Source organism: Acinetobacter sp. 1130196, assembly GCF_000588095.1.
Lineage (GTDB): Bacteria > Pseudomonadota > Gammaproteobacteria > Pseudomonadales > Moraxellaceae > Acinetobacter > Acinetobacter nosocomialis.
Map to the genome: position 1 here is coordinate 74567 of NZ_JFWX01000012.1, position 21896 is coordinate 96462.

General features: G+C 40.8%; 18 protein-coding genes and 1 pseudogene. 7 read left to right on the forward strand and 12 right to left on the reverse strand.

The features are described 5' to 3' along the window. Nucleotides 1–4 precede the first annotated feature (4 nt). The 7 genes from nuoH to ndhC form a co-directional block, all read right to left on the reverse strand. Nucleotides 5–1021: an NADH-quinone oxidoreductase subunit NuoH gene (nuoH, locus tag J671_RS12465; RefSeq protein ID WP_002050372.1), complete on the reverse strand. Its 1017-nt coding sequence runs from the start codon at nucleotides 1019–1021 to the stop codon at nucleotides 5–7. Between the two features lie 3 nt (nucleotides 1022–1024). Next, the gene (nuoG, locus tag J671_RS12470; RefSeq protein WP_004710381.1) at nucleotides 1025–3709 is read right to left on the reverse strand and encodes an NADH-quinone oxidoreductase subunit NuoG; all 2685 of its coding nucleotides are present in this window, start codon (nucleotides 3707–3709) and stop codon (nucleotides 1025–1027) included. 11 nt (nucleotides 3710–3720) lie between these two features. After that, nucleotides 3721–5052 carry an NADH-quinone oxidoreductase subunit NuoF gene (gene nuoF, locus J671_RS12475; protein WP_002050452.1) on the reverse strand — a complete coding sequence of 444 codons (1332 nt, stop codon included), beginning with the start codon at nucleotides 5050–5052 and terminating at the stop codon, nucleotides 3721–3723. Next, complete coding sequence (nuoE, locus tag J671_RS12480; protein WP_002050341.1) at nucleotides 5049–5558, reverse strand: NADH-quinone oxidoreductase subunit NuoE; 510 nt, start codon at nucleotides 5556–5558, stop codon at nucleotides 5049–5051. Before nuoE ends, nuoF begins: the two co-directional genes overlap by 4 nt. A 13-nt stretch (nucleotides 5559–5571) precedes the next feature. Then, entirely contained in the window at nucleotides 5572–7359 is a 1788-nt protein-coding gene (gene nuoC / locus J671_RS12485; RefSeq protein ID WP_002050296.1) for an NADH-quinone oxidoreductase subunit C/D, read from the reverse strand. Between the two features lie 84 nt (nucleotides 7360–7443). Continuing rightward, a complete protein-coding gene (locus tag J671_RS12490; RefSeq protein WP_002050353.1) occupies nucleotides 7444–8121 on the reverse strand; it encodes a NuoB/complex I 20 kDa subunit family protein in 678 nt (225 codons plus the stop codon). A gap of 6 nt (nucleotides 8122–8127) precedes the next feature. Then, the gene (gene ndhC, locus J671_RS12495; protein WP_031982397.1) at nucleotides 8128–8679 is read right to left on the reverse strand and encodes an NADH-quinone oxidoreductase subunit A; all 552 of its coding nucleotides are present in this window, start codon (nucleotides 8677–8679) and stop codon (nucleotides 8128–8130) included. Between the two features lie 427 nt (nucleotides 8680–9106). On the opposite strand from ndhC, the gene J671_RS12500 reads away from it, so the two are divergent. Together J671_RS12500 and J671_RS12505 are read left to right on the forward strand one after the other, a co-directional pair. Then, entirely contained in the window at nucleotides 9107–10528 is a 1422-nt protein-coding gene (locus J671_RS12500) for a sensor domain-containing diguanylate cyclase (RefSeq protein ID WP_006581144.1), read from the forward strand. Between the two features lie 92 nt (nucleotides 10529–10620). Then, nucleotides 10621–10974: a hypothetical protein gene (locus J671_RS12505; protein ID WP_002050462.1), complete on the forward strand. Its 354-nt coding sequence runs from the start codon at nucleotides 10621–10623 to the stop codon at nucleotides 10972–10974. A gap of 21 nt (nucleotides 10975–10995) precedes the next feature. On the opposite strand, the gene bfmS is transcribed toward J671_RS12505, so the two are convergent. From bfmS to J671_RS0104440, 3 genes are read right to left on the reverse strand one after another with little or no spacing between them, the layout of a single operon-like run. Next, nucleotides 10996–12645, reverse strand: a complete 1650-nt coding sequence (bfmS, locus tag J671_RS12510; RefSeq protein WP_004710386.1) for a sensor histidine kinase BfmS — start codon at nucleotides 12643–12645, stop codon at nucleotides 10996–10998. A gap of 32 nt (nucleotides 12646–12677) precedes the next feature. Further along, entirely contained in the window at nucleotides 12678–13394 is a 717-nt protein-coding gene (gene bfmR, locus J671_RS12515) for a response regulator transcription factor BfmR (RefSeq protein ID WP_031982398.1), read from the reverse strand. Beyond that, entirely contained in the window at nucleotides 13391–13597 is a 207-nt protein-coding gene (locus J671_RS0104440) for a hypothetical protein (RefSeq protein ID WP_017393245.1), read from the reverse strand. The genes bfmR and J671_RS0104440 overlap by 4 nt, the downstream gene beginning before the upstream one ends. A gap of 329 nt (nucleotides 13598–13926) precedes the next feature. On the opposite strand from J671_RS0104440, the pseudogene J671_RS12520 reads away from it, so the two are divergent. From J671_RS12520 to J671_RS12530, 3 genes and pseudogenes are all read left to right on the forward strand, one after another. Next, nucleotides 13927–16761 (forward strand): annotated as a pseudogene (locus tag J671_RS12520) (ribonucleoside-diphosphate reductase subunit alpha). Between the two features lie 56 nt (nucleotides 16762–16817). Beyond that, the gene (locus J671_RS25055; RefSeq protein ID WP_002050433.1) at nucleotides 16818–16952 is read left to right on the forward strand and encodes a hypothetical protein; all 135 of its coding nucleotides are present in this window, start codon (nucleotides 16818–16820) and stop codon (nucleotides 16950–16952) included. Nucleotides 16953–17089: 137 nt separating this feature from the next. Further along, nucleotides 17090–18373 (forward strand): ribonucleotide-diphosphate reductase subunit beta, encoded by a 1284-nt coding sequence (locus J671_RS12530; RefSeq protein WP_004710391.1) that lies wholly within the window; start codon nucleotides 17090–17092, stop codon nucleotides 18371–18373. An 81-nt stretch (nucleotides 18374–18454) separates the two neighbouring features. Here J671_RS12530 and J671_RS12535 read toward each other — a convergent pair whose 3' ends face one another. After that, nucleotides 18455–19348: a PhzF family isomerase gene (locus tag J671_RS12535; RefSeq protein ID WP_031982400.1), complete on the reverse strand. Its 894-nt coding sequence runs from the start codon at nucleotides 19346–19348 to the stop codon at nucleotides 18455–18457. A 212-nt stretch (nucleotides 19349–19560) separates the two neighbouring features. Between J671_RS12535 and J671_RS12540 the strand changes: the two genes are divergently transcribed. Together J671_RS12540 and J671_RS12545 are read left to right on the forward strand one after the other, a co-directional pair. Further along, on the forward strand, nucleotides 19561–20424 hold the full coding sequence (locus tag J671_RS12540) for a LysR family transcriptional regulator (protein ID WP_031982402.1): 864 nt from the start codon (nucleotides 19561–19563) through the stop codon (nucleotides 20422–20424). 285 nt (nucleotides 20425–20709) lie between these two features. Further along, nucleotides 20710–21408, forward strand: a complete 699-nt coding sequence (locus J671_RS12545; protein WP_228132354.1) for a hypothetical protein — start codon at nucleotides 20710–20712, stop codon at nucleotides 21406–21408. A gap of 117 nt (nucleotides 21409–21525) precedes the next feature. On the opposite strand, the gene J671_RS12550 is transcribed toward J671_RS12545, so the two are convergent. Then, on the reverse strand, nucleotides 21526–21896 hold a 371-nt coding region (locus J671_RS12550; RefSeq protein ID WP_031969067.1), incomplete at its 5' end, for an IS30 family transposase.

Consider the following 21896-nt stretch of genomic DNA (forward strand, 5'->3'; position numbering starts at 1 on the left):
TGTCTTAGGCCTGATTCATCAGAATCACAGCACCAGTTACCAATAGGTTAACCAACGCCAGCGGCAAACAAATTTTCCAACCGAAGTTCATGACTTGGTCGTAACGTGGACGCATTAAAGAACCACGTGCCAATACAAACATCATTACGAAGAATGCTGTTTTAATCACAAACCAGAACACTGGTGGAATAAATGGAATTTCTAAATTGAATGGCGCTAACCAGCCACCAAAGAATAAAGTCACGATCAATGCAGAGATAAGTACAACGTTTACATATTCAGCAACGAAGAACATACCCCATTTCATACCGCCATATTCAACATGGTAACCTTCAGCCAATTCTTGTTCTGCTTCAGGTTGGTCAAATGGGTGACGGTGAGTTACCGCAACACCAGCAACCACGAAAATCAAGAAACCTAAGAATTGTGGAATGATGAACCAAACGTCACGTTGAGCTTCAACAATTTCACGAAGGTTAAATGAACCAGCGATTGCAACTACGCCCATTAACGAGATGCCCAAGAACACTTCATAAGAAATTGTTTGAGCAGCTGAACGCAAACCACCGAGTAATGAATATTTGTTATTTGATGACCAACCACCGAATAACACTGCATAAACCGCAATACCAGCCATAGCCATAAAGAACAACAGACCGATGCTCATGTCTGCAACACCTAATGCAGGGCTTACAGGAATAACCATGAACGAAAGCACCGCAGTTGCCATCGCAACTGCCGGAGCTAAACGGAAAGTTAATTTATCGGCAAATTTTGGTGTCCAGTCTTCTTTGAACATGATCTTAAGCATGTCAGCAACGATCTGGAACATACCACCAGGACCAACACGGTTTGGACCATAACGGTCTTGCCACCAAGCAAGTAAACGACGCTCAATAAAAGACATCAATGCAGCAACAAGTACAACGACAAGCAAAATCACAACTGCTTGAACCACTGCATAAGCAATTGGCCAGTTCTCAGCCCAAAGTGGCGTTTGACGTATAATTTCTTGATTCATGAATTACACTCCTAATGCCACTGAAACAGGCTCAGCTAAGGATACTGTCGGTGCTAAACCAACTGGGTAACCGATATAACCTGTAGGTAAATATTCAATTACTTGTACAGGTAAGCTCACTGTAGTTTCGCCTGCTTTAACTGTAATACGTTGACCTTCTTGTAGGTTCAAACGCGTTGCGTCTTGTTCGCCTACAGCAAATACAGCTTCAGGAATACGAGTTTCCATTGCAGGTGTTTTAATCGTGAATTCACCAGAACCAAAAATATGGTGCATTGGTACAAGACGGAAGCTTTCAGGGTTTGCAACTACTGCAGTTGGAGCAACATAGCTACGTGCTGGACGTTTTGCTAAACGGTCAAATAAACGAACGCCTGAATCACCACCTTTTAAGTGACCACCCACTTCATCTTGGTATTTGTTCCAAGATTGTGGAGAGTTCCAACCTGGCGCCCACGCAAATGGTACAAGCGAAGAAGCTTTTTGCGGACCTACATAACCTTCCATAGAGAATGTTAATGCTGAGTCCGGGTCTGTCGGTTGCTTAGGTTCATGAACCGATAAAGGTGCACGAATTGCTGTACGACCAGAATAGCGACGTGGTTCACGAGCAATTTTCAAACCATGTACACGATAGCCTGCATCTGGTGCAACATCTTGAATTGCTTCAAGTACCGGAACATTTTTAACGATACTTTCAATGACGTCATCAAGCAATGTCCAATCAACTGGCTTACCTTTAAGACCAGTTTCAATGGCATGCAACCAACGCCAAGATTCTTTAATCGCGTATTCAGGTTTGTAGTAGCTTGGATCGTAAACTTGATAGAAGCGCTGAGCACGACCTTCTTGGCTTACAACAGTACCATCACCTTCGGCAAAGCTTGCTGCTGAAAGCACAATATCCGCCTGTTTCACAGTTTCTGTTTCGCTGTGATCAAGCACGATTACTGTTTCAGCTTTATCAAGTGCTGCTTTAACTTGAGCAGCTGGTAAACGACGGAACAAGTCATTTTCAACAATAACAAGTGTGTCGTAGTCTTGAGCAAATGCTTGTTCAAGGCTTAAGCCACCAAACAATGCCAAGCCCATAGAGTTCACTTCAGGAACTACAAGGCTTAAACCAGCTTTTGACCCAAGGTTTTGTGTTAACTCTGCTGCAGCTTCCATAATTGAAGCATCTTGCAAGCTCGTACCCGCAATAATTAACGGTTTGTTTGCTGCTTTTAAAGTGTCTGCAATAGTTTGAGCAAATGCTTTTGCATCGTCATCTAAACCATTAACTGTTTCACCTTTAACTGCCGCAGCAACTGCAAAACCTAAACGCGCAATGTCATTTGGAGAGGCAACAACTTCACCAGTTGCAACATCGGCAAGACGAGTTTGAGTTGCAGCCAAAATATAGATCGGAGATTTCGCTTCCTGACCAATACGTTGTACTGGTTCAGCCAACCAATCTGGCGTACGTGTTTTTGCAGCCATTTCGCGAGCTTTGTTTTTCGCAGCTTGACGAACTGACAAAGCCATACGTGGTGCAGTTTGGGTTAAATCTTCACCCAAAATTAATACTGCATCATAGCTTTCAATTTCACGCATGTTCGGGTTGTAAATACCTTCTGTTTGCATGATTGAAGCAGCAAGTTCAACAAGTTTTTGCTCTTTTTGTGCAACACCTGTTGAGTAGTTTGCCTGGCCTACAAGTTCACGTAATGCATAGTTTGATTCTAAGCTTGCACGTGGTGAACCGATACCTAAAACTTTTTTACCTTCAAGTTTCGCAATTGCTTGATCTAAAGCTTGGTCAACAGAAACAGTTGCTACTGTTTCGCCATTACGGAACTGAGGTTGACGTGGACGATCTGCACGGTTTACATAACCTGTGCCAAAACGGCCTTTGTCACAAAGGAAGTATTGGTTAACCGAACCATTGAAACGGTTTTCTACACGACGGATTTCGCCATAACGCTCACCCGGAGAGATGTTACAACCTGAAGAACAGCCATGACACACGCTTGGTGCATATTGCATATCCCATTTACGGTTATAGCGCTCTGAATGAGTCTTATCGGTAAATACACCTGTTGGACATACTTCAGTCAAGTTACCAGAGAATTCAGATTCTAAAGTGCCTGATTCTGGACGACCAAAGTAAACACGCGATGCATTGGCAAACACACCAAAGTCTGTACCGCCCGCATAGTCTTTGTAGTAACGAACACAACGGTAACAAGCAATACAACGGTTCATTTCATGCGCAATGAATGAGCCTAGTTCTTGGTTGTAATGTGTACGCTTAGTAAAACGATAGCGACGACGGTCATGACCAGTCATTACAGTCATATCTTGTAAATGACAGTGACCACCCTCTTCACACACCGGACAGTCATGTGGGTGGTTGGTCATTAAGAACTCAACGATAGATTCACGAAAATCCGTTGCTTCTTTGTCTTCAATCGAGATATAGGTATTGTCAGATGCTGGTGTCATACATGACATCACAAGACGTCCGCGCGTATCTTCAGGATTTGCATACTGAGTTACGGCACATTGACGACATGAACCAACAGAACCTAAGGATGGGTGCCAACAAAAATACGGAATATCAATGCCAAGGGATAAACATGCTTGTAGCAAGTTTTCTGATCCATTGACTTCGTACGATTTTCCATCGACATGAATTGTAGCCATAGTCGAATCCCTTAAGCTTGTTCTACGTTGCTAGTTTGCACGACAGGACGATTCGTCACTTTCGCTTCAAACTCGCTACGGAAATGTTTGAGTGCGCCCATAAGCGGCTCCATCGCACCTGGTGCGTGGGCACAGAAAGTTTTACCAATCCATAACTTACGAGTAAGTTCTTGTAAATGATCGATATCTTCTTTCTTACCTTCACCTGTTTCAAGTGCTTTAAGCGCTTTAACAGCCCATGGCAAACCATCACGGCACGGTGTACAGAAACCGCATGATTCACGCGCAAAGAATTCTTCAAGATTACGGGTCAACGACACCATACATTGAGTCTCGTCTACCACCATCAATAAACATGTTCCTAAACGAGAACCTGCTTTCATAATGGTTTCAGCATCCATTGGTAAATCAATGGTATCTGCAGGTAAAAAGTCAGTTGACGCACCACCTGGTAACCATGCTTTAAGCTTTAAGCCTTCACGCATACCACCGGCATGATCTTCGATTACTTCACGTGCAGTCGTACCAAATGGTAGTTCCCAAAGACCAGGGAATTTAACTTTACCTGACGCACCATAAATCTTAGTGCCTGGGTCTTTTGATTTACCAGCTGATAAACCGATATACCACTCTGGACCACGAAGCATGATTGCTGGCAAGTTGTTATAAGTTTCAACGTTGTTCACAATCGTAGGACGACCCCATGCACCAGCAACTTGCGGGAATGGCGGTTTAGTACGTGGGTTAGCACGACGACCTTCAAGTGAGTTAATCAATGCAGTTTCTTCACCGCAGATATAACGACCTGCACCAGTATGCACGTGTAACTCGAAGTTCCAGCCAGAACCTAAAATGTTGTCACCTAAGTAACCTTTAGCGCGAATTTGCTCAAGCGCCTCATTTAGGTATTGAGCAGCTTCGATGTATTCGCCACGAATGAAGATATAGCCTTGAGTTGCTTCTAAGGTATAACCTGCAATTAACATACCTTCGATCAATTGGTGAGGAAGTTTTTCCATCAACAAACGGTCTTTAAAGGTACCTGGTTCCATCTCATCGGCGTTACAGATCAAGTAACGTGGGCCACCATCGTTTGGCGCCATAAGAGACCATTTGATCCCTGCTGGGAAGCCTGCACCACCACGACCTTTTACAGTTGCAGCTTTAATGACTTCAAGCACTTCAGCAGGTTTCATGCCTAATGCTTTTTTAAAGCCAGCATAACCGTCAAGTGCTTCATAGTCGTCAGCGCTATGTACGGCATCTTGTTTGCTTAAACGCCAAGTCAGTGGATGAGTTTCCGGATTACCGTCGCCATAAATTGGTTTTGGTTCAGTATTCATACATACTTCTCCAATAACTGTTTGACTGATGTCACTTCAACTAAACCGTGAGTATCTTCATCAATCATTAACGTTGGGCCTTTGTCACAGTTGCCTAGGCAGCAAATTGGGAGCAGTGTAAAACGACCATCTTGTGTCGTTTGACCAAACTGAATACCTAATTCACGCTGGAATGCTTCAGCTAATGTTTCAGCACCCATTAAGAAGCAAGCAATCGAGTCACAAAGCAAAATTACGTGACGACCTACAGGCTGGCGATAGATACGGTTGTAGAACGTTGCTACACCTTCTAAATCTGCCACACTAATCGTCAATAATTGTGCGATGGCGTTCATTTGAGCATCATCTACCCAACCGTTACGGCGCTGTACGCACTTTAATGCATCTAAAGAAGCTGCACGTGGGTATGGATAGTGACCAATGTGATGTTCAATTTCATGGATTTCTTCAGCAGTCAAAATCCCTTCAACATTCACACGTGGTTTTTTATCAGTCAGAATCATCATTTTGCGTTACCTCTTAGCGATCCACGTCAGCCATAACCACGTCAATGGTCGCCAGATAAATGATTAAGTCAGACACTAAACTGCCGTTAATCACTGAAGGAATTTGCTGTAAGTGAGTAAACGTCGGTGTACGGATACGAGTACGATAACTCATCGTTGCCTTATCCGAAGTCAAGTAATAAGTACTTGCACCTTTCACAACTTCAGTCATGAATGACGCTTCACCAGCAGGCATGACAGGACCCCATGACACGCTCAAGAAGTGCGTAATCAAAGTTTCAATATCTTGTAACGTCTTATCTTTTGGTGGTGGAACAGCCAATGGGTGATCCGCTTTATATGGACCAGAAGGCATGTTATCCAAACACTGTTTGATAATTTTGAGTGACTCAGTAATTTCACGGAAGTGAACAAGAACACGAGCGTAAGCATCGCCTTCATACTCAACTGGCACATCAAAATCAAAGTTTTCATAGCCACTGTATGGACGATATTTACGAACGTCGAAATCAATACCTGTTGCACGTAAACCAGTACCAGTTACACCCCATGCAAGCGCAGATTTTGCATCGTATTGAGCAACATTACGTGTACGACCAATAAACACAGAGTTTTTAAGCGCAGCTGTGTAGTATTCGTTGAGACGTTTTGGCATCCACTCTAGCAATTCTTTAACAAGTTTTTGCCAGTTATTTGGAAGGTCGTGTGCTGTACCACCAATACGGAACCATGCTGGGTGCATACGGTAACCCGTAATTGCTTCAACAATGTCGTATACTTTTTGACGGTCTGCGAACATATAGAATACTGGTGTCATACCACCGGCATCCTGAATTGCCGTACCACAGTAAAGTAAGTGGTTATTAATACGGAACAATTCGTTCAACATGACACGAATCACTTGTGCACGCTCAGGAACTTTAATTCCTGCAAGCTGTTCAACTGCCATTACATATGGCATGTTTTGCGCACAACCACCCAAGTAGTCAACACGGTCAGTATAAGGAATGAAAGAGTGCCATGTTTGACGCTCAGCCATCTTTTCCACACCGCGGTGGTGATAACCGATATCAGGAACACAGTCTTTCACTTCTTCGCCATCTAACTGCAATACAATACGGAACGCACCGTGTGCAGATGGATGGTTAGGACCCAAGTTCAAGAACATGAAGTCTTCATCAGCGTTACCACGCTTAAGACCCCAGTCTTCAGGTACAAAGCGTAAATGTTCCTGTTCGAAATCTTGCTTCGCTTTGTCTTGCATATACGGCGTATATTCTGTCGCACGTGCTGAATATTCTTTACGAAGCGGGTGACCTTCCCAATAAGTTGGCAACAAGATACGACGGAGCATTGGATGCCCTTCGAAATTGATACCGAACATATCGTAAGCTTCACGTTCATACCAGTTGGCATTTGGCCAGATATTTGTCGCTGTCGGGAGGCTAAGATCATTTTCGTTCAAGGCAACCTTGATACGAATGTCACTATTACGCTCAAGCGATAATAAATGATAGAACACAGTGAAGTCAGATGCTGGTAAACCATCACGATGTTGACGTAAACGCTCATCCATCGCTGATAAGTCAAACAGCATTACATAAGGACGTTCCACTTTACGCAGGAACATGAGGACTTCTTGCACGCGTGCGCGCTCAACCCAGACTGTTGGAAACTCTTCAAAAGTCGCCTGCACATAGAAGTTCTCACCAAACTTGGTTTTGAGCTCTTCTACGATTGCAAATGCTGGGCGTGAATCAACTGGTGTTGATTCTGGCATAGCAATGTCAGTTTCAGCCATTGGCTTGGCTTCCTATTTAATACAAATTCTGTCAATTTTCTCGATGAACATATCGGTCAGATATGTCAAAACACCGTCAAAAAATTATTTAATCTCATCCATAGAGCGTAAGTTTTTAACGGCAATACGCTGCGCATTCTTACGATCACGTTCTGGCATCATCTTTGGCTTATACACTGGCTGAAGATCATCACCAATCACGGCAGAAAGCGGGCGTCGCTCTAATTGAATCTGGTCTTGCAAAAGCATTAACGCTTGAATTAATGCTTCAGGACGAGGCGGACAACCTGGGACGTACACGTCAACAGGAATAATTTTGTCTACACCTTGTACTACTGAATAGATGTCGTACATACCTCCAGAGTTTGCACAAGCACCCATTGAAATAACCCATTTAGGTTCTAACATTTGTTCATACAAACGTTGAATAACCGGAGCCATTTTTACAAAGCAGGTACCTGCAACAATCATCAAGTCAGCCTGACGAGGTGAAGCACGAATAACCTCTGCACCGAAACGGGACAAGTCATGCACGCCTGTTAAAGTCGTTGCATATTCAACGTAACAACATGAGGTACCAAAGTTAAATGGCCACAAAGAGTTTTTACGTCCCCAGTTTACTGCTGTATGCAAGACATCCTCTAAACGAGTCATGAATACGTTTTTATTCACTTCCTCTTCAAGCGGATCAGTCACAATTTGGCGTTCTTGCAATGGGTATTGATCAGCATCCGGATTCGCGCGGGTCAGAGTATATTTCATCCCGACTTACTCCTTTTCAGATGACAATGTAGGTGTAGTTTTTGACTTAACACGACCTGATGATTGGGCTGGAATCTGGCCAGTAGGGTCAGTTACGAGCTCTTCAATAGAGTTAAAGCGTGTAATTTCAGCAATGTCCATTGTTGGTGAACCGACTTTAATCTTCTCACCAGCTAATTTACGGCGATCTGCCGGTGCCCAACTTAAAACACCTACAGAGAAGGCATAAACAAGCGCAATTAATAGATCAACGACAAAGATTACAACAGTGGTATATCCCAACCACCCTACTTCACGCACAGAAGTAGACCATGCATAGAGGTAAAGGGCCTCTAAGTCGAAAACCACGAAGAAAATTGCAACTAGATAGAACTTTGCAGACAGGCGAATGCGAGCGCCACCAGCACTCACGACACCTGATTCAAACTGCTCTTGCTTAGCACGTCCCCACGATTTTCCCCCGAGGAGTAAGGGAACTGTGAGCATAAAGACGCAAAGAAATGTAACGCCGATCACGAAGGCGATAATCGCCCAGTCGTATGGAGTAATGGCACTCATGCGGGGATAACTCCTGGCAGGCCTATTATTTAACAAAGAATGTATGTATTGGCCTTTGAATACACCAAACACAAAATTAATCCCGCCAATTGTACCTGATTTCTAATTTCGCATGCTAGTTGAAGCGTCTTAGTCTTTTGGATGATTTTCCAATCAAAAGTATTGTTCTATGTCTTGTAGAGGGGGTTTCACCGCTTATAATCGGTTTATTTGATAGTTTTCTTAGTTGTAATGATTTTTTTCATTTTTTGATTTTTAATATTATTTGCACAATTGCTCAATCGGTCAAAATAAACACCTTACTTTTTTATAATATTAGACGGTTTTTTATTGTATTCATCTTCCCCTCTGAATTATGATGAATGTTTAATCATGCATTAATATTTTATTACTCTTGGATAAGAGTGTTTATCATTAAGGGCAGCTGATGCCATACTCACTTCGTGAATTTTCATTTTCTTCTTCCCTGAAGTTTTTTTTCCTATTTACTCTCATTATTTCAATATGCTGCTTTATTGGAATTGCATCTCGCCCTCTTAGTTTTCTTGCATTTTTCTGGCCTGCTAACTCCGTATTTTTAGGTCTACTCATTCGATTTCCACAAACACGACAAGTCGGTAGTTTTGTAGGAGCTTTTATCGGTTACATGATTGCCGATTTAATTAAGGGCACTCCTCTTTTTCTCACCCTTATTTTAACTGCCTCAAATTACCTATATGTCGTCATGACATTAGCACTTGCAATGTTATTTGGCCGTTATATAAAAGCTGCCTATCGAGGCTATTCTTACTTGGTTTTATTTGCTCTGTGCGGTATTGGTAGCATAACCGGTGCTTTTTTTGCAGCAACTTTTGTACCGATGTTTAATACCAAATTTATGATTGGCAGCTTTTGGGCTGAATTTGGTTATTGGGTTACATCAGAACTTCAAAATGCCTTACTGTTATTGCCAATCATTTTAAACTTCCCTCCTTATCTTAAAATAAAAAACTACATTAAAGGTAATCAAGTATATGTAAAGGCTGTTGATTTTCTGCCTTTATTGGCTGTCCTCATTTCAATAGCTGTCAGTTATTATGACTCAGGTCCAGGTTCCCTACTCTATCCAATTGCCGCATTAATCTGGTGCGCTATACGCTATAAACCCATTATTGTGGCTCTCATTACTTCTTTTACGAGTGCGTATATTATTTATCATGTCTCTGGTCATTATTTATTACTGTATCCACAAGATTATTTAAGCAATACTATTTCTATCCGTATAGGGCTAATCATGATGACCATTGCACCCCTTACTGTTTCCAGTATTAGTGCACTTCATTCTGAATTAATTCAAAAATTACAACATGCTATTGCCCATGATGAACTCACATCGAGTTTAACTCGACGTCAGTTTTTACAATCGGTTCGTTTACTCCAAGAAAAAGTACAAAAAGAACATAAAACCTCTGCATTTTTTATGTTGGATGTCGACCATTTTAAAAAGGTGAATGACAGTTATGGTCACTTGATTGGTGATAGAGCCTTACAAACCTGTGTAACCACTATACAAAATATTCTGCACCCTCATGACTTACTGGGTCGTTTTGGAGGTGAGGAATTCGCAATTTTTATTCCTGACACGACTAAAGAAGCTGCTTTTGAACTTGCAGAAAGAATACGCATTAAAATTAGTCAGCAACCAATATATGTTTATGGCAAATTACCTATTTTTGTACAGGTCAGTATTGGCATTAGCTTATATTCTCCAAACTACCACCGATCTATTGAAAGCTTGTTTAAAGAAGCAGATGACGCACTCTATCAAGCAAAGCGCCAAGGACGTAACCGAGTTTTTATTTCTTTGTAATATTTTAAAGTCATCATCTAGTGTAATGAATTTTATACAATAACTTCTGTTTTGCCATGTATGCTAATAACAGATAATAAGGAGAAAAATGTATGAATCTAGAATATACGCATAAACCAGACTATTACTTGTTTGCACAATTACTCGTGCGACATATAGAAAGCTATATTCAAAAACATCCAGATGCAGATAATGCCATTTTTGACTTGCGAGATGTCTATGAAATTTTTAGACAAGATTTCGCGTCAACCACAACAAATCTAGAAGGCATTTTACATATTGCGGATTCATATAGAGTTGAAACTTTGAATGGAGACCAGCCTCTTATTCAAAAATATCAAATCGATGCTAAAAACAATTCGCTGTTAATTGACTTTAATACAGATGCGCTAAACAGTTTAAGAAGCGGGAAACCAATTTTAGAACCTGATGCCACTCAATTATAAATAAACCAATAAAAAAGCACCTTATGCAGGTGCTTTTTTATTTGCCTTTAATGGCGGCTGTTTAAAGCGATGTGCTGGCCACGTCATGATAAAACGTGCGCCTCCCAAGCTTGGGCTTTCATCTACTTTAATTTCACCACCAAACCAATAAGCAATACGGCTTACAATGGAAAGACCTAAACCATACCCACCAGATGCACGTGTACGGCTATCATCTAAACGTGCAAAGGCTTCAAATACACGTTTACGATCTTGTTCAGGAATACCGGGACCATCATCTTCAACACAGACAAAAGCCATGCCATCGCTGTGAATACCGCCAGTAATACGCACTTTGTTATCACAATAACGAACAGCATTACCTACTAGGTTTTGTACAACACGGTGAAGGTAACGACGCTCTGCATCTACTTTCACATATAAAGGTGGTGGAATGAGTTCAATTTCTTTCTGTGTTTTTAACGCTTCGGTTTCAACTGCAACCTGATCCAACACTTCAAAGAGTACAATTTCTGCAAAATCTAGTGAAGGTGTACCCTGCTCTAGTTTTGCGTAAGTCATGATTTCATCAATTAAGGTATTGAGTGCTTCAATATCTTTATCAATCATGTCGACCTGATGCATACGGTGATTGTAGTCATCTTCTTCGGCTAACATTTCTGTACCAAAGCGAATACGTGCCACAGGCGTTCTGAGTTCATGAGATACCGCTCTCATTAACTCACGTTGAGCTTCAATTAAACGCTGAATATGATCAGACATATTGTTATAACTTGAAGCCAAGTTAGCCATTTCGTCACTTCCTTCAATCGGAACACGCAATGACAAATCACCCGATTTCATACGGTTTAATGCATAACGCACTTGTCGAATTTTGCGCTCTAGCGGCAAAATCAAACCGTAAACACCCAAACTTAATAAGAATAAGCTAAATAAGGTAATACCCGCAGAAAGCTGTAAAGGCATCCAGTTAAACATTGGAACAGGACCCAACACTAACACTTGTGCAGGATGATTCGGGATTGGAGAGACAATCGAAATGGTCGTACCACGTACTGTTGCACTATCTTTATACAACATGACACTTTGGTCTTGGCGTAAACGCCCAATCTGTTCAGAGTCCAGATTTACATCTTGAATGTTTTGAATATTGATTGGATATGAAAAGTGTTTTTGAATCTTGGCAAGGTACTCTTGTTCCTGCCCCGGATAAAACATTAAGTAGTCGAGTACAAAAATAGGAAGAGCCTTCATTTGGCGTTCACTAATTTTGTCGACTTTTATAGATAAGTAATGTTGTGGGTCATCACGCAAACCAATAATGACATACGCAATGCTATTACTGGCATCGTAACGAACAACAGATTTTTGTGCTTCAATCCGCTTTTTCTCGGTTCGAGACAATTCAACCTTACTTGCATCAGTATAGTAAATTGGAAGTTCGAGCAAATCAGATGCATCAGAAATCCAATCTATCTTTTGCTGCTTCCCAGGTTGTCGAGCGACCCCTTCACTAATGACATAAGAAATACCATCAGTTAAAGATTCTCGGTATTCTTGTGCGCGTTGGTAGTTGATAATTTGTACCAGTAAATACCCAAAAACAGCCACCAAAACAACAAGAATTACCAGCCCCGCATATATTCGCAGGAATATACTGTGTTTAAACACTCGACCAACCTTATAGGAAGTTTAATCAGATTTTACAATCCATTGGTTTCTTTAACAAACAAGTAACCTTTACTACGTACAGTTTTAATACGTTTTGGATTTTCAGGATCATCGCCAATTTTTGGACGAATACGTGAAATACGTACGTCAATTGAACGGTCTTGACCATCGTATTCGATACCACGTAAACGTTCGAAGATATCTTCACGCGATAAAATACGACCAGCGTTTGATGCAAGCAACCATAACAAGTCATATTCAGCACTTGTAAAGTCAACAAGTTCACCGTTTAACGTTACAGAGCGGCCGCCATTGTCGATGACTAGGTCGTCAAACTCGATACGTTGAGCAACTTCATCTTCAACAGTTTTATCTGTGCGACGTAATAGTGCACGAATACGCGCTAATAATACACGTGGTTGAACTGGTTTAGCGACATAATCGTCTGCACCCATTTCTAGACCAAGTACTTGGTCCATGTCTTCAGTACGTGCAGTCAACATCAAAATTAGTTGATGGTAGTGTGGACGAACTTCACGACAAACGGTTAAACCATCTGCACCCGGCAACATGACATCCAAGACCACAAGATCTGGTTGTTCACTAATAATACGACGAATTGCACGGTTACCGTCAGTTTCTACACCAACTTCCAAACCGTTGCGGATTAAATATTCTTGAGTTAATCGCGCTAAACGCTCGTCGTCTTCAACGATCAGAATCTTTGGTAACTTTTCTTCTTGGCTCATATCATTGCCCCTATAAATCTCATTACATGCATCTTAAAAATCTTGCAGATACATTCGTTTATCATTTGCAATATACACACGTTTACATTGTAAACAAGTAGGCGTTCACCAAACTGATACATGACAACCATGTTTTGTTGCATTTTATTAACCTTTGAATTTTCAAGTATTTTTGATATCTGTTTATTATTCTTATATGTCATAATCTATTCATATTTCCTATGTATGAATATTAAACAAATTATTTCTTAGATGAATTTAAATTCACTCAAGTGTTTGTTTTTTGAGTTATCCACAAAGTTATCTATAAGTGTTTTTTCATAGCTTTGGTATGCTATCTCCCGACAAATCATACAGATAAAAAATTACTAAAAAGTCAAGATTGATCTAGCTTAAAAAATCCCGTATCTTGTGTTGAAAATAAACTTTAACTACTAAGTCTTGTGTTTATCCCTCAAATATCGTGGCATGTTTTTTGCTCGGTTCAAACGGTCTATGAACATAACAAAAGTGACAATGGAGCTATGCTGGCATGAGCGTAATTACTTCGACTCCTGGTCAAATTCAGGTGATTAAGCGTACTGGAGATGTTGCTGCATTTGATGCAGAGAAAATTTCTGTTGCGATTGGTAAAGCTTTTCTTGCTGTGGAAGGTCAACAGAGTTCGGATTAAAGCCGTATTCATGACCGTATTACCCAGTTGACGGAAATGGTATTAAATACTTTTAAACGCCGTTTACCATCGGGCGGTACGATCCATATTGAAGAAATTCAAGATCAAGTAGAACTTGCTTTAATGCGTACTGGGGAACAAAAAGTTGCCCGCGCTTATGTAATTTACCGCGAACAACGTGCTAGCGCTCGTCAGCAAACAAATTCAAACCACCACCCTACCTTGCAAGTTACTGATGCAAACGGTCAGCTTCAACCACTTGATTTAAGTGCACTGAAAGCAACTGTAAATAGAGCTGCTGAAGGCTTAGAAGGTATTGAGGTTGAAGCAATTATCGATGAAACCGTTAAAAACTTATATAACGGCGTAAAAGAAAGCGATATTGCAACAACCATGATGATGGCAACACGTACACGTATCGAACAAGAACCTAACTATACATACGTAACTGCGCGTTTGCTCCGTGATGAGTTGGTCAGCACTGGTTTAGCATTCTTAGGTTTACCGGCAGATACAGCTGAAAATAATGCACTTGAAGCATTCTTGAAAAAAGGTGTAGAGCTTGATTTGCTTTCACCAGACTTGCTTAAGTTCGATTTAGAAAAACTAGCAGCAGCAATTCAGCCAGAACGTTCTAACCAGTTTACCTACTTAGGTTTACAGACTCTATTTGACCGTTACTTCATCCATTCAAATGGCGTTCGCTTCGAATTACCACAATTATTCTTCATGCGTGTGTCAATGGGTCTTGCACTGAATGAGCAAGATAAAGAAGAGCGTGCAATCGAGTTCTATAACTTGTTGTCTAGCTTCGACTATATGGCTTCTACGCCTACCCTGTTTAACTCAGGTACATTACGTCCACAGCTTTCAAGTTGTTACTTAACAACGATTGGTGACGACCTTTATGACATTTATGGTGCAATGCGTGACAACGCGATGCTCTCTAAATGGGCGGGTGGTTTAGGTAATGACTGGACACCTGTACGTGCCTTGAACTCTTATATTAAAGGTACAAACGGTAAATCTCAGGGTGTTGTTCCATTCCTTAAAGTTGCGAACGATACTGCTGTTGCGGTAAACCAAGGTGGTAAGCGTAAAGGTGCGGTATGTGCGTACTTAGAAACTTGGCACTTAGACATCGAAGAATTCTTAGAACTTCGTAAAAACACAGGTGATGACCGTCGTCGTACTCATGACATGAACACTGCAAACTGGGTTCCTGACCTATTTATGCAACGTGTGTTTGAAGATGGCGAATGGACACTATTTACTCCATCTGAAACTCCAGACCTCCACGATTTAACTGGTGCTGAGTTTGCTGAACGCTATGCATACTATGAGTCTGTTGCGAAAGAACAGAACATGTTGCACAAGAAAGTACGTGCGAAAGACTTATGGCGCAAAATGCTTTCTATGTTGTTCGAAACTGGGCATCCTTGGATCACGTTTAAAGATGTATGTAACTTACGTTCACCACAACAACACGTTGGCGTAGTTCACTCATCTAACCTATGTACTGAAATTACGTTAAACACAAACCAAGACGAAATTGCAGTATGTAACTTAGGTTCGATCAACCTTGTTCAACACGTTAGAGGCGGCGTATTAGACCGTGAAAAGTTAGCGCGTACGGTTAAAACAGCAGTTCGTATGCTCGATAACGTTATCGACATTAACTACTACGCTGTACCACAAGCGAAAAACTCTAACTTGAAACACCGTCCTGTTGGTATGGGTATCATGGGCTTCCAAGATGCGCTTTACGAAATGGGTATGGCTTACGGTTCTGATGAAGCTGTGAACTTTGCTGACGAGTCAATGGAAGTGATTAGCTACTATGCAATCCAAACTTCAAGTGACTTGGCTGTTGAACGTGGCGCTTACTCAACATTCAAAGGTTCATTGTGGGATCAAGGTATCCTTCCAATCGACTCTTTAGAAATTGTTGCTAAATCTCGTCCAGAACGTATGTTCGAAGTTGACCGTACTCAACGTTTAGACTGGGACACTTTACGTGCCAAAGTTCAAAAAGACGGTATGCGTAACTCAAACGTAATGGCGATTGCTCCAACTGCAACCATTTCAAACATTTGTGGTGTTTCTCAGTCTATTGAGCCAACATTCCAAAACTTATATGTGAAATCTAACTTGTCTGGTGAGTTCACTGTTATTAACCCTTACCTTGTTCGTGCATTAAAAGACCGTGGTCTTTGGGACACAGTAATGGTTAACGACCTTAAACACTTTGAAGGTTCAGTACAAAAAATTGCTCGTATTCCTGAAGAATTAAAAGCAATCTTTGCTACTGCGTTTGAAGTTGAGCCACGTTGGATTGTTGATGCTGCATCACGCCGTCAAAAATGGATTGATCAAGCACAGTCTCTTAACCTTTACATCTCTGGTGCAAACGGTAAGAAACTTGACATTACTTATAAGATGGCATGGTTACGTGGTCTTAAGACGACTTATTACCTCCGAGCTTTAGGTGCAACTTCTGCTGAAAAATCTACAATTAACACAGGTGCGTTAAACGCGGTTAAACCTGCAACTGTAGAAGCGGCAGCACCTGCAGCAGCGCCAGTAGTAGAAGCGAAAAAGCCTGAAGCAGTTGAAGAAGACGGCTTTACTCAAGCAGCTCCGGTTCCTATGGCTTGTTCAATCGACAACCCAGATTGCGAAGCTTGCCAATAATATTCAATAAAGTTGCTCTTTAAACAAAAAGAGCAACTTTAAACGAGGTAAAGATTATGTTTTCTCATCTCAGCCATAACTATATGCTTGGTGTTGGAATCTTAATCTTTGCCTTTATTTTCTTTTATACGCCTATGGTTTACGCCTTTTTTAAAATCCGTAAACAACAGCGTAAGCAAAATAAGTTGTAGGGATGATGGACCAAAGGCCCAAAATTTGGTCATACATCGATAAAACTTAATTTTGTTTACACATTATAAGCGTATAGTAGTGACATCTTCGTTTAGAGATGTCGAACATAGATATATACAACGAAGAGAGAACAACAATGTCTATCCTTAGTTGGGACGATTTTGAAGATGATTCGCAAAAACCGGCTGCACCTGAACACAAGTCTGCGCCCATCCAACCGGAAAAAACGTCTGATTCGCAGAATGTATCTGCTGCGCAGCCATCATCGCAGAGCGTGGCAGCTCCACAATCCGCTGGAACCCATTCCGTGCGATCAACAAATCCAACCGATTCAATGGCTCGAGCATCTGAAGCCTTAGAACATTTGGATGTTGCTCCTGGCCTTGAAGAGTTAGAAATGGGCGCGCAACGCGTTCAAGTTGACGACAAAGCCATGATTAACTGTCGCGCTGACTTGAACCAGCTTGTGCCATTCAAATACGAATGGGCTTGGCAGAAGTATCTTGACGGGTGTGCAAACCACTGGATGCCGCAAGAAGTGAACATGAACCATGACATCGCACTTTGGAAGTCTGAAAATGGCTTAACCGAAGATGAGCGTACTATTGTTATGCGTTCTTTAGGTTTCTTCTCGACTGCAGACTCTTTGGTTGCGAACAACTTGGTATTGGCGATTTACCGTCACATTACTAACCCTGAATGCCGTCAGTATATTTTGCGTCAAGCGTTTGAAGAAGCAATTCACACTCACGCTTACCAATACTGTATCGAATCTTTAGGTATGGATGAAGGCGAAGTCTTCAACATGTACCGCGAGATTCCATCAGTTGCACGTAAAGCAGCTTGGGGCTTGAAATATACTCAATCATTGAGTGACCCTACTTTCCACACAGGTACGCCTGAAAATGACCAACGTTTACTTCGTAACTTGATCGCGTTCTACTGTGTACTTGAAGGGATCTTCTTCTACTGTGGCTTTACTCAAATTTTGAGTATGGGCCGTCGTAACAAGATGAACGGTGTTGCTGAGCAGTTCCAATACATCTTGCGTGATGAGTCTATGCACTTGAACTTTGGTATCGACATGATTAACCAAATCAAGATTGAGAACCCTCACCTTTGGACTGCCGAGTTCCAGCAAGAAGTCATTCAAATGATTCTTGAAGGTACTATGCTTGAAATCGAATATGCACGTGACACGATGCCACGCGGTGTATTGGGTATGAATGCAAGCATGATGGAAGAATATTTGAAATTCATCTGTAACCGTCGTTTATCTCAGTTAGGTTTACCAGAGCAATTTGCTGGTGTAACGAATCCATTTGCGTGGATGTCTGAGATGATGGACTTACGTAAAGAGAAGAACTTCTTTGAAACTCGCGTAACTGACTACCAAACTGGTGGTGCGTTAAGCTGGTAAGATTAAGCATCTGCCAAATAAAAAACCGCTATCTATAGCGGTTTTTTTATTACTCAAAATGTCATAATTTCTTAAATATAATCAATCTTTTCCAGAGTACAAAACTGAGCCAACTAAAACGGCTTGACCTGCAATACTAACGTGTAATATTGAATCTATTTTCTCAACTGTCACTAGAACTCGCCCCGGTTTTTTTATTGCGAGACCTTGATACCCCCAATAACTTACTTTCTGGTCACATTCGATTAAATCATGGTGAACAAGGTACGCTCCCGCTGGACCATTTGCATTACCAGTTACCGGATCTTCATTTATACCGATTGCAGGTGCAAACATTCGACCATAAGTAATAGGTTCTTGCCTACTCCCTTCCAAGACAAAGGGGAAAAAACCATTGCAACCTATTTCAGCACTAATAGCTTTCAATTTTTCATTGTTTGGAATTAATTCATCGAGCTTATTTCTGCTCAGCATTGGCACCATCACCTTGGAATGCCCCGTCGTGACAACTTGTATTGGTAAGTCAGCAAAATCATTCACACTCACACCCAATGCGCTTGCGAGTTCAGCCCTTTGATTCGCATTAAAAGGTGATAAAAACTCTACACGACCTTGAGTCATTTTCACCAATAACTGTTCTGGACTTCCGAATATTGAAACGGGTAAATGACCTGCCCCCGTTTTTGCGATTAATGGGTAGTCTGATTGATGGCCTGTAGTTGCACGTAAAAAATGAGTAGCGATCGTCGCATGTCCACAGATCGGGACTTCATCTGTAGGGGTAAAATATCGAACATGTATGTCATGGCTTGGATCTTTTGGTGATAAAACAAAGGCAGTTTCTGAATACTCTGCGAATGCAGCAATATCTTGCATTTCTTGCGTTGTAAGTTGGTCAGCATCTAGCACAACCCCTGCTCGATTTCCTGTATTTGGTTGGGTGGTAAATGCATCAACTACATAAATGGTCGTCATGGCAGAACTCCTCTGTTGTTAATATTGTGATCTCAGAAATAGCTCCTGCCATAACCAGAAAATCTTATTTAATTGCAACGACACATGCCTTAGCTCTAAAAGGTTAGTCGTCTCAAATAATGAGTTTTGAGTACTTGTTTGAATTGTATAAATCTAAACATCGGCGATACTATAGTTTTTATTGCAAACGCATTTTCTAAATATGGAAAGGTATGAACTGGGACGATACTAAAATTTTGTTAGCTATTGGGCGAACTGGCGGGTTGAGCCGCAGTGCAAAATTGCTTGGTATTAGTGTTTCTACCGTACATCGCAGAGCCGTTGAACTGGAGAAAAGCCTCAATGCGGTTCTTTTTTCCAGAGACAGTGATGGCTATACACTCACCCACGTTGGAAAACATTTTTTTTCTTTGGCTGAAAAAGCAGAAGAACATTTAATAGCGATGGAACGTTACAATGATCAAGGGCAACAATCATTGTTCCGCATTGCTTTACCTGAGTTAATCGGGCAACAGTTGCTTCAATCAAAGCTAACAGCATTGCAACTGAAGCATCCAGATTTACAATTAGAGATTTCAACGAGTGTCGTTCCAGTTGATTTTTCCCGACGGGAAGCTGACCTTATTCTTCGACTTGTTCGTCCAGAAAGTGGGCGTTACATTATTCGGCGGCTTGGCCAACTGGAGTATGGGCTTTATGGTAGTAAGGATTATTTCGCCAGTTTCACAGAGCATGCTGAAACGGCTGATGATTTATTGAATCATCGTATAGTTGGTTGGGACAGAAGCCTTCAATATACCTTTTTGGCACAATGGTTGCGTGAACTCACCCAAGATGCAGTCCCTGCTTTGTCTTTTGATAACATGCACTCGCAACTACGAGCAGTCATTGAAGGACAAGGAATTACAGCCCTGCCTTGTTTTATTGCGCAGGCTTCTGGTTTAGTGCCCATACTACCTGAGCAAACTTTAAAACAAGATGTGTGGTTAATGCGTCATTTAGATACTAAGGATAGTGACTATTCAACTTTGATTAGCGAGACGATTGAAAAAGAACTACAAGAATATCTGTTGTGATAAACATTAGTTTTTATTCTAATTTTGAATTCGAAAAGAAATTTTAAATTAAACCGAGTTATGTCTCACTCAAGTTGTACAGAGTGATTTTAAAAGGCTTTTTAAATATTATTTAGATAACGCCCATTATGTTAAATAATAATTATTTGGATAAGATGATTGATATAACATGTTTTCGTCAGTTTATCCTTAATGCCACAGGACCTTTGTTGGCTAGCTAGCGGTTTGTAAAAGATTTGAGTTAAAGTTAATTCTGGGATAAGCAATTGCTGATAAATGGTCAAAATGAATAGAAATAAAATTGAACTACTTGCTTCTGCCAATTGGTCTCGAACAAACTGGGATTTAAGTTGGGAGTCCATCATAAAGTTAGATGAGCTTTTGCCTAGAGTTGGTGAAAGGTACCAAATTTCTTTACAAGACTCTGAAGCTCAACATACTAAAAATGGGCGATATTATTTGCTTTGGCTCCCTCCACATTCAGAACTGAATACTTTATATGATCGACCAACTGAAGTTTTAAAATCTTATGTTATTGAGGCTGAATTATCTCAAGGTGAGTGGATTAACGAGGGTCATAGTTTTGGGGCAGAACGAAGTTTTAGTGCAACTATAATTTCAATCAGAAGAGTGCTTGAGTATTTACCAGAAATTCAAGTCATACAGGGGCAAAAAATTTCTAAATATTTTGAATGCCATCCTTATCGAACTGAATTCTTGAAGTGGGATAATTTTTGTTTCTTCATAGTGGAAGATCAGTATCAGCATACTGAATTGTTATTCAATATTGATCAGGGAAATTATTATTTAATATTTGTCAATGATTGGCTTTCATATTCTTATGATAGCTATATTTGTAAGTATTTACTCGATACTCAGCAAATTGAGTTTTTAAAGAAATACATGATTGAATCAAATAAATTGACATCATGTACAGATGATTTAAAGGAAGAGCATCTAGTTCAAGGAGCATTGTATATGTAAATAAAATTTACACAGAGTAATTTAAGCAAATTAAACTACCCCTACGATTGAAACGATAATCTATATTTTTAAAATACAAATAAAACTATATGTGTTAAAGAATAAAAGGGGGCGAATTCAAACATGAGGTGCGACAGTTTCAAAAGCCATATGATAATCAACAAGCTGAGCAAATTTCTCTAATGGTGTAAGCCAATCTAACGCCTTTCTAGGACGAGTATTCAGTGACATGGCAACTTGATTTAAATAATGCTGATCTGCCTGATTTAAATCAATCCCTTTAGGTAAATATTGCCTAATTAAACCATTCATATTTTCGCATGTGCCTTTTTGCCAAGGTGAATGTGGGTCACAGAAATATACATCTATGCCTAAATCTTCTTCGAGTATTTTATGTTCTGACATCTCGCGTCCACGGTCATAGGTCAACGTTTTACGCAGTTCTGCAGGTAAATATTTCAGAGCTTCAGTTAAAGCCTTGCGCACTG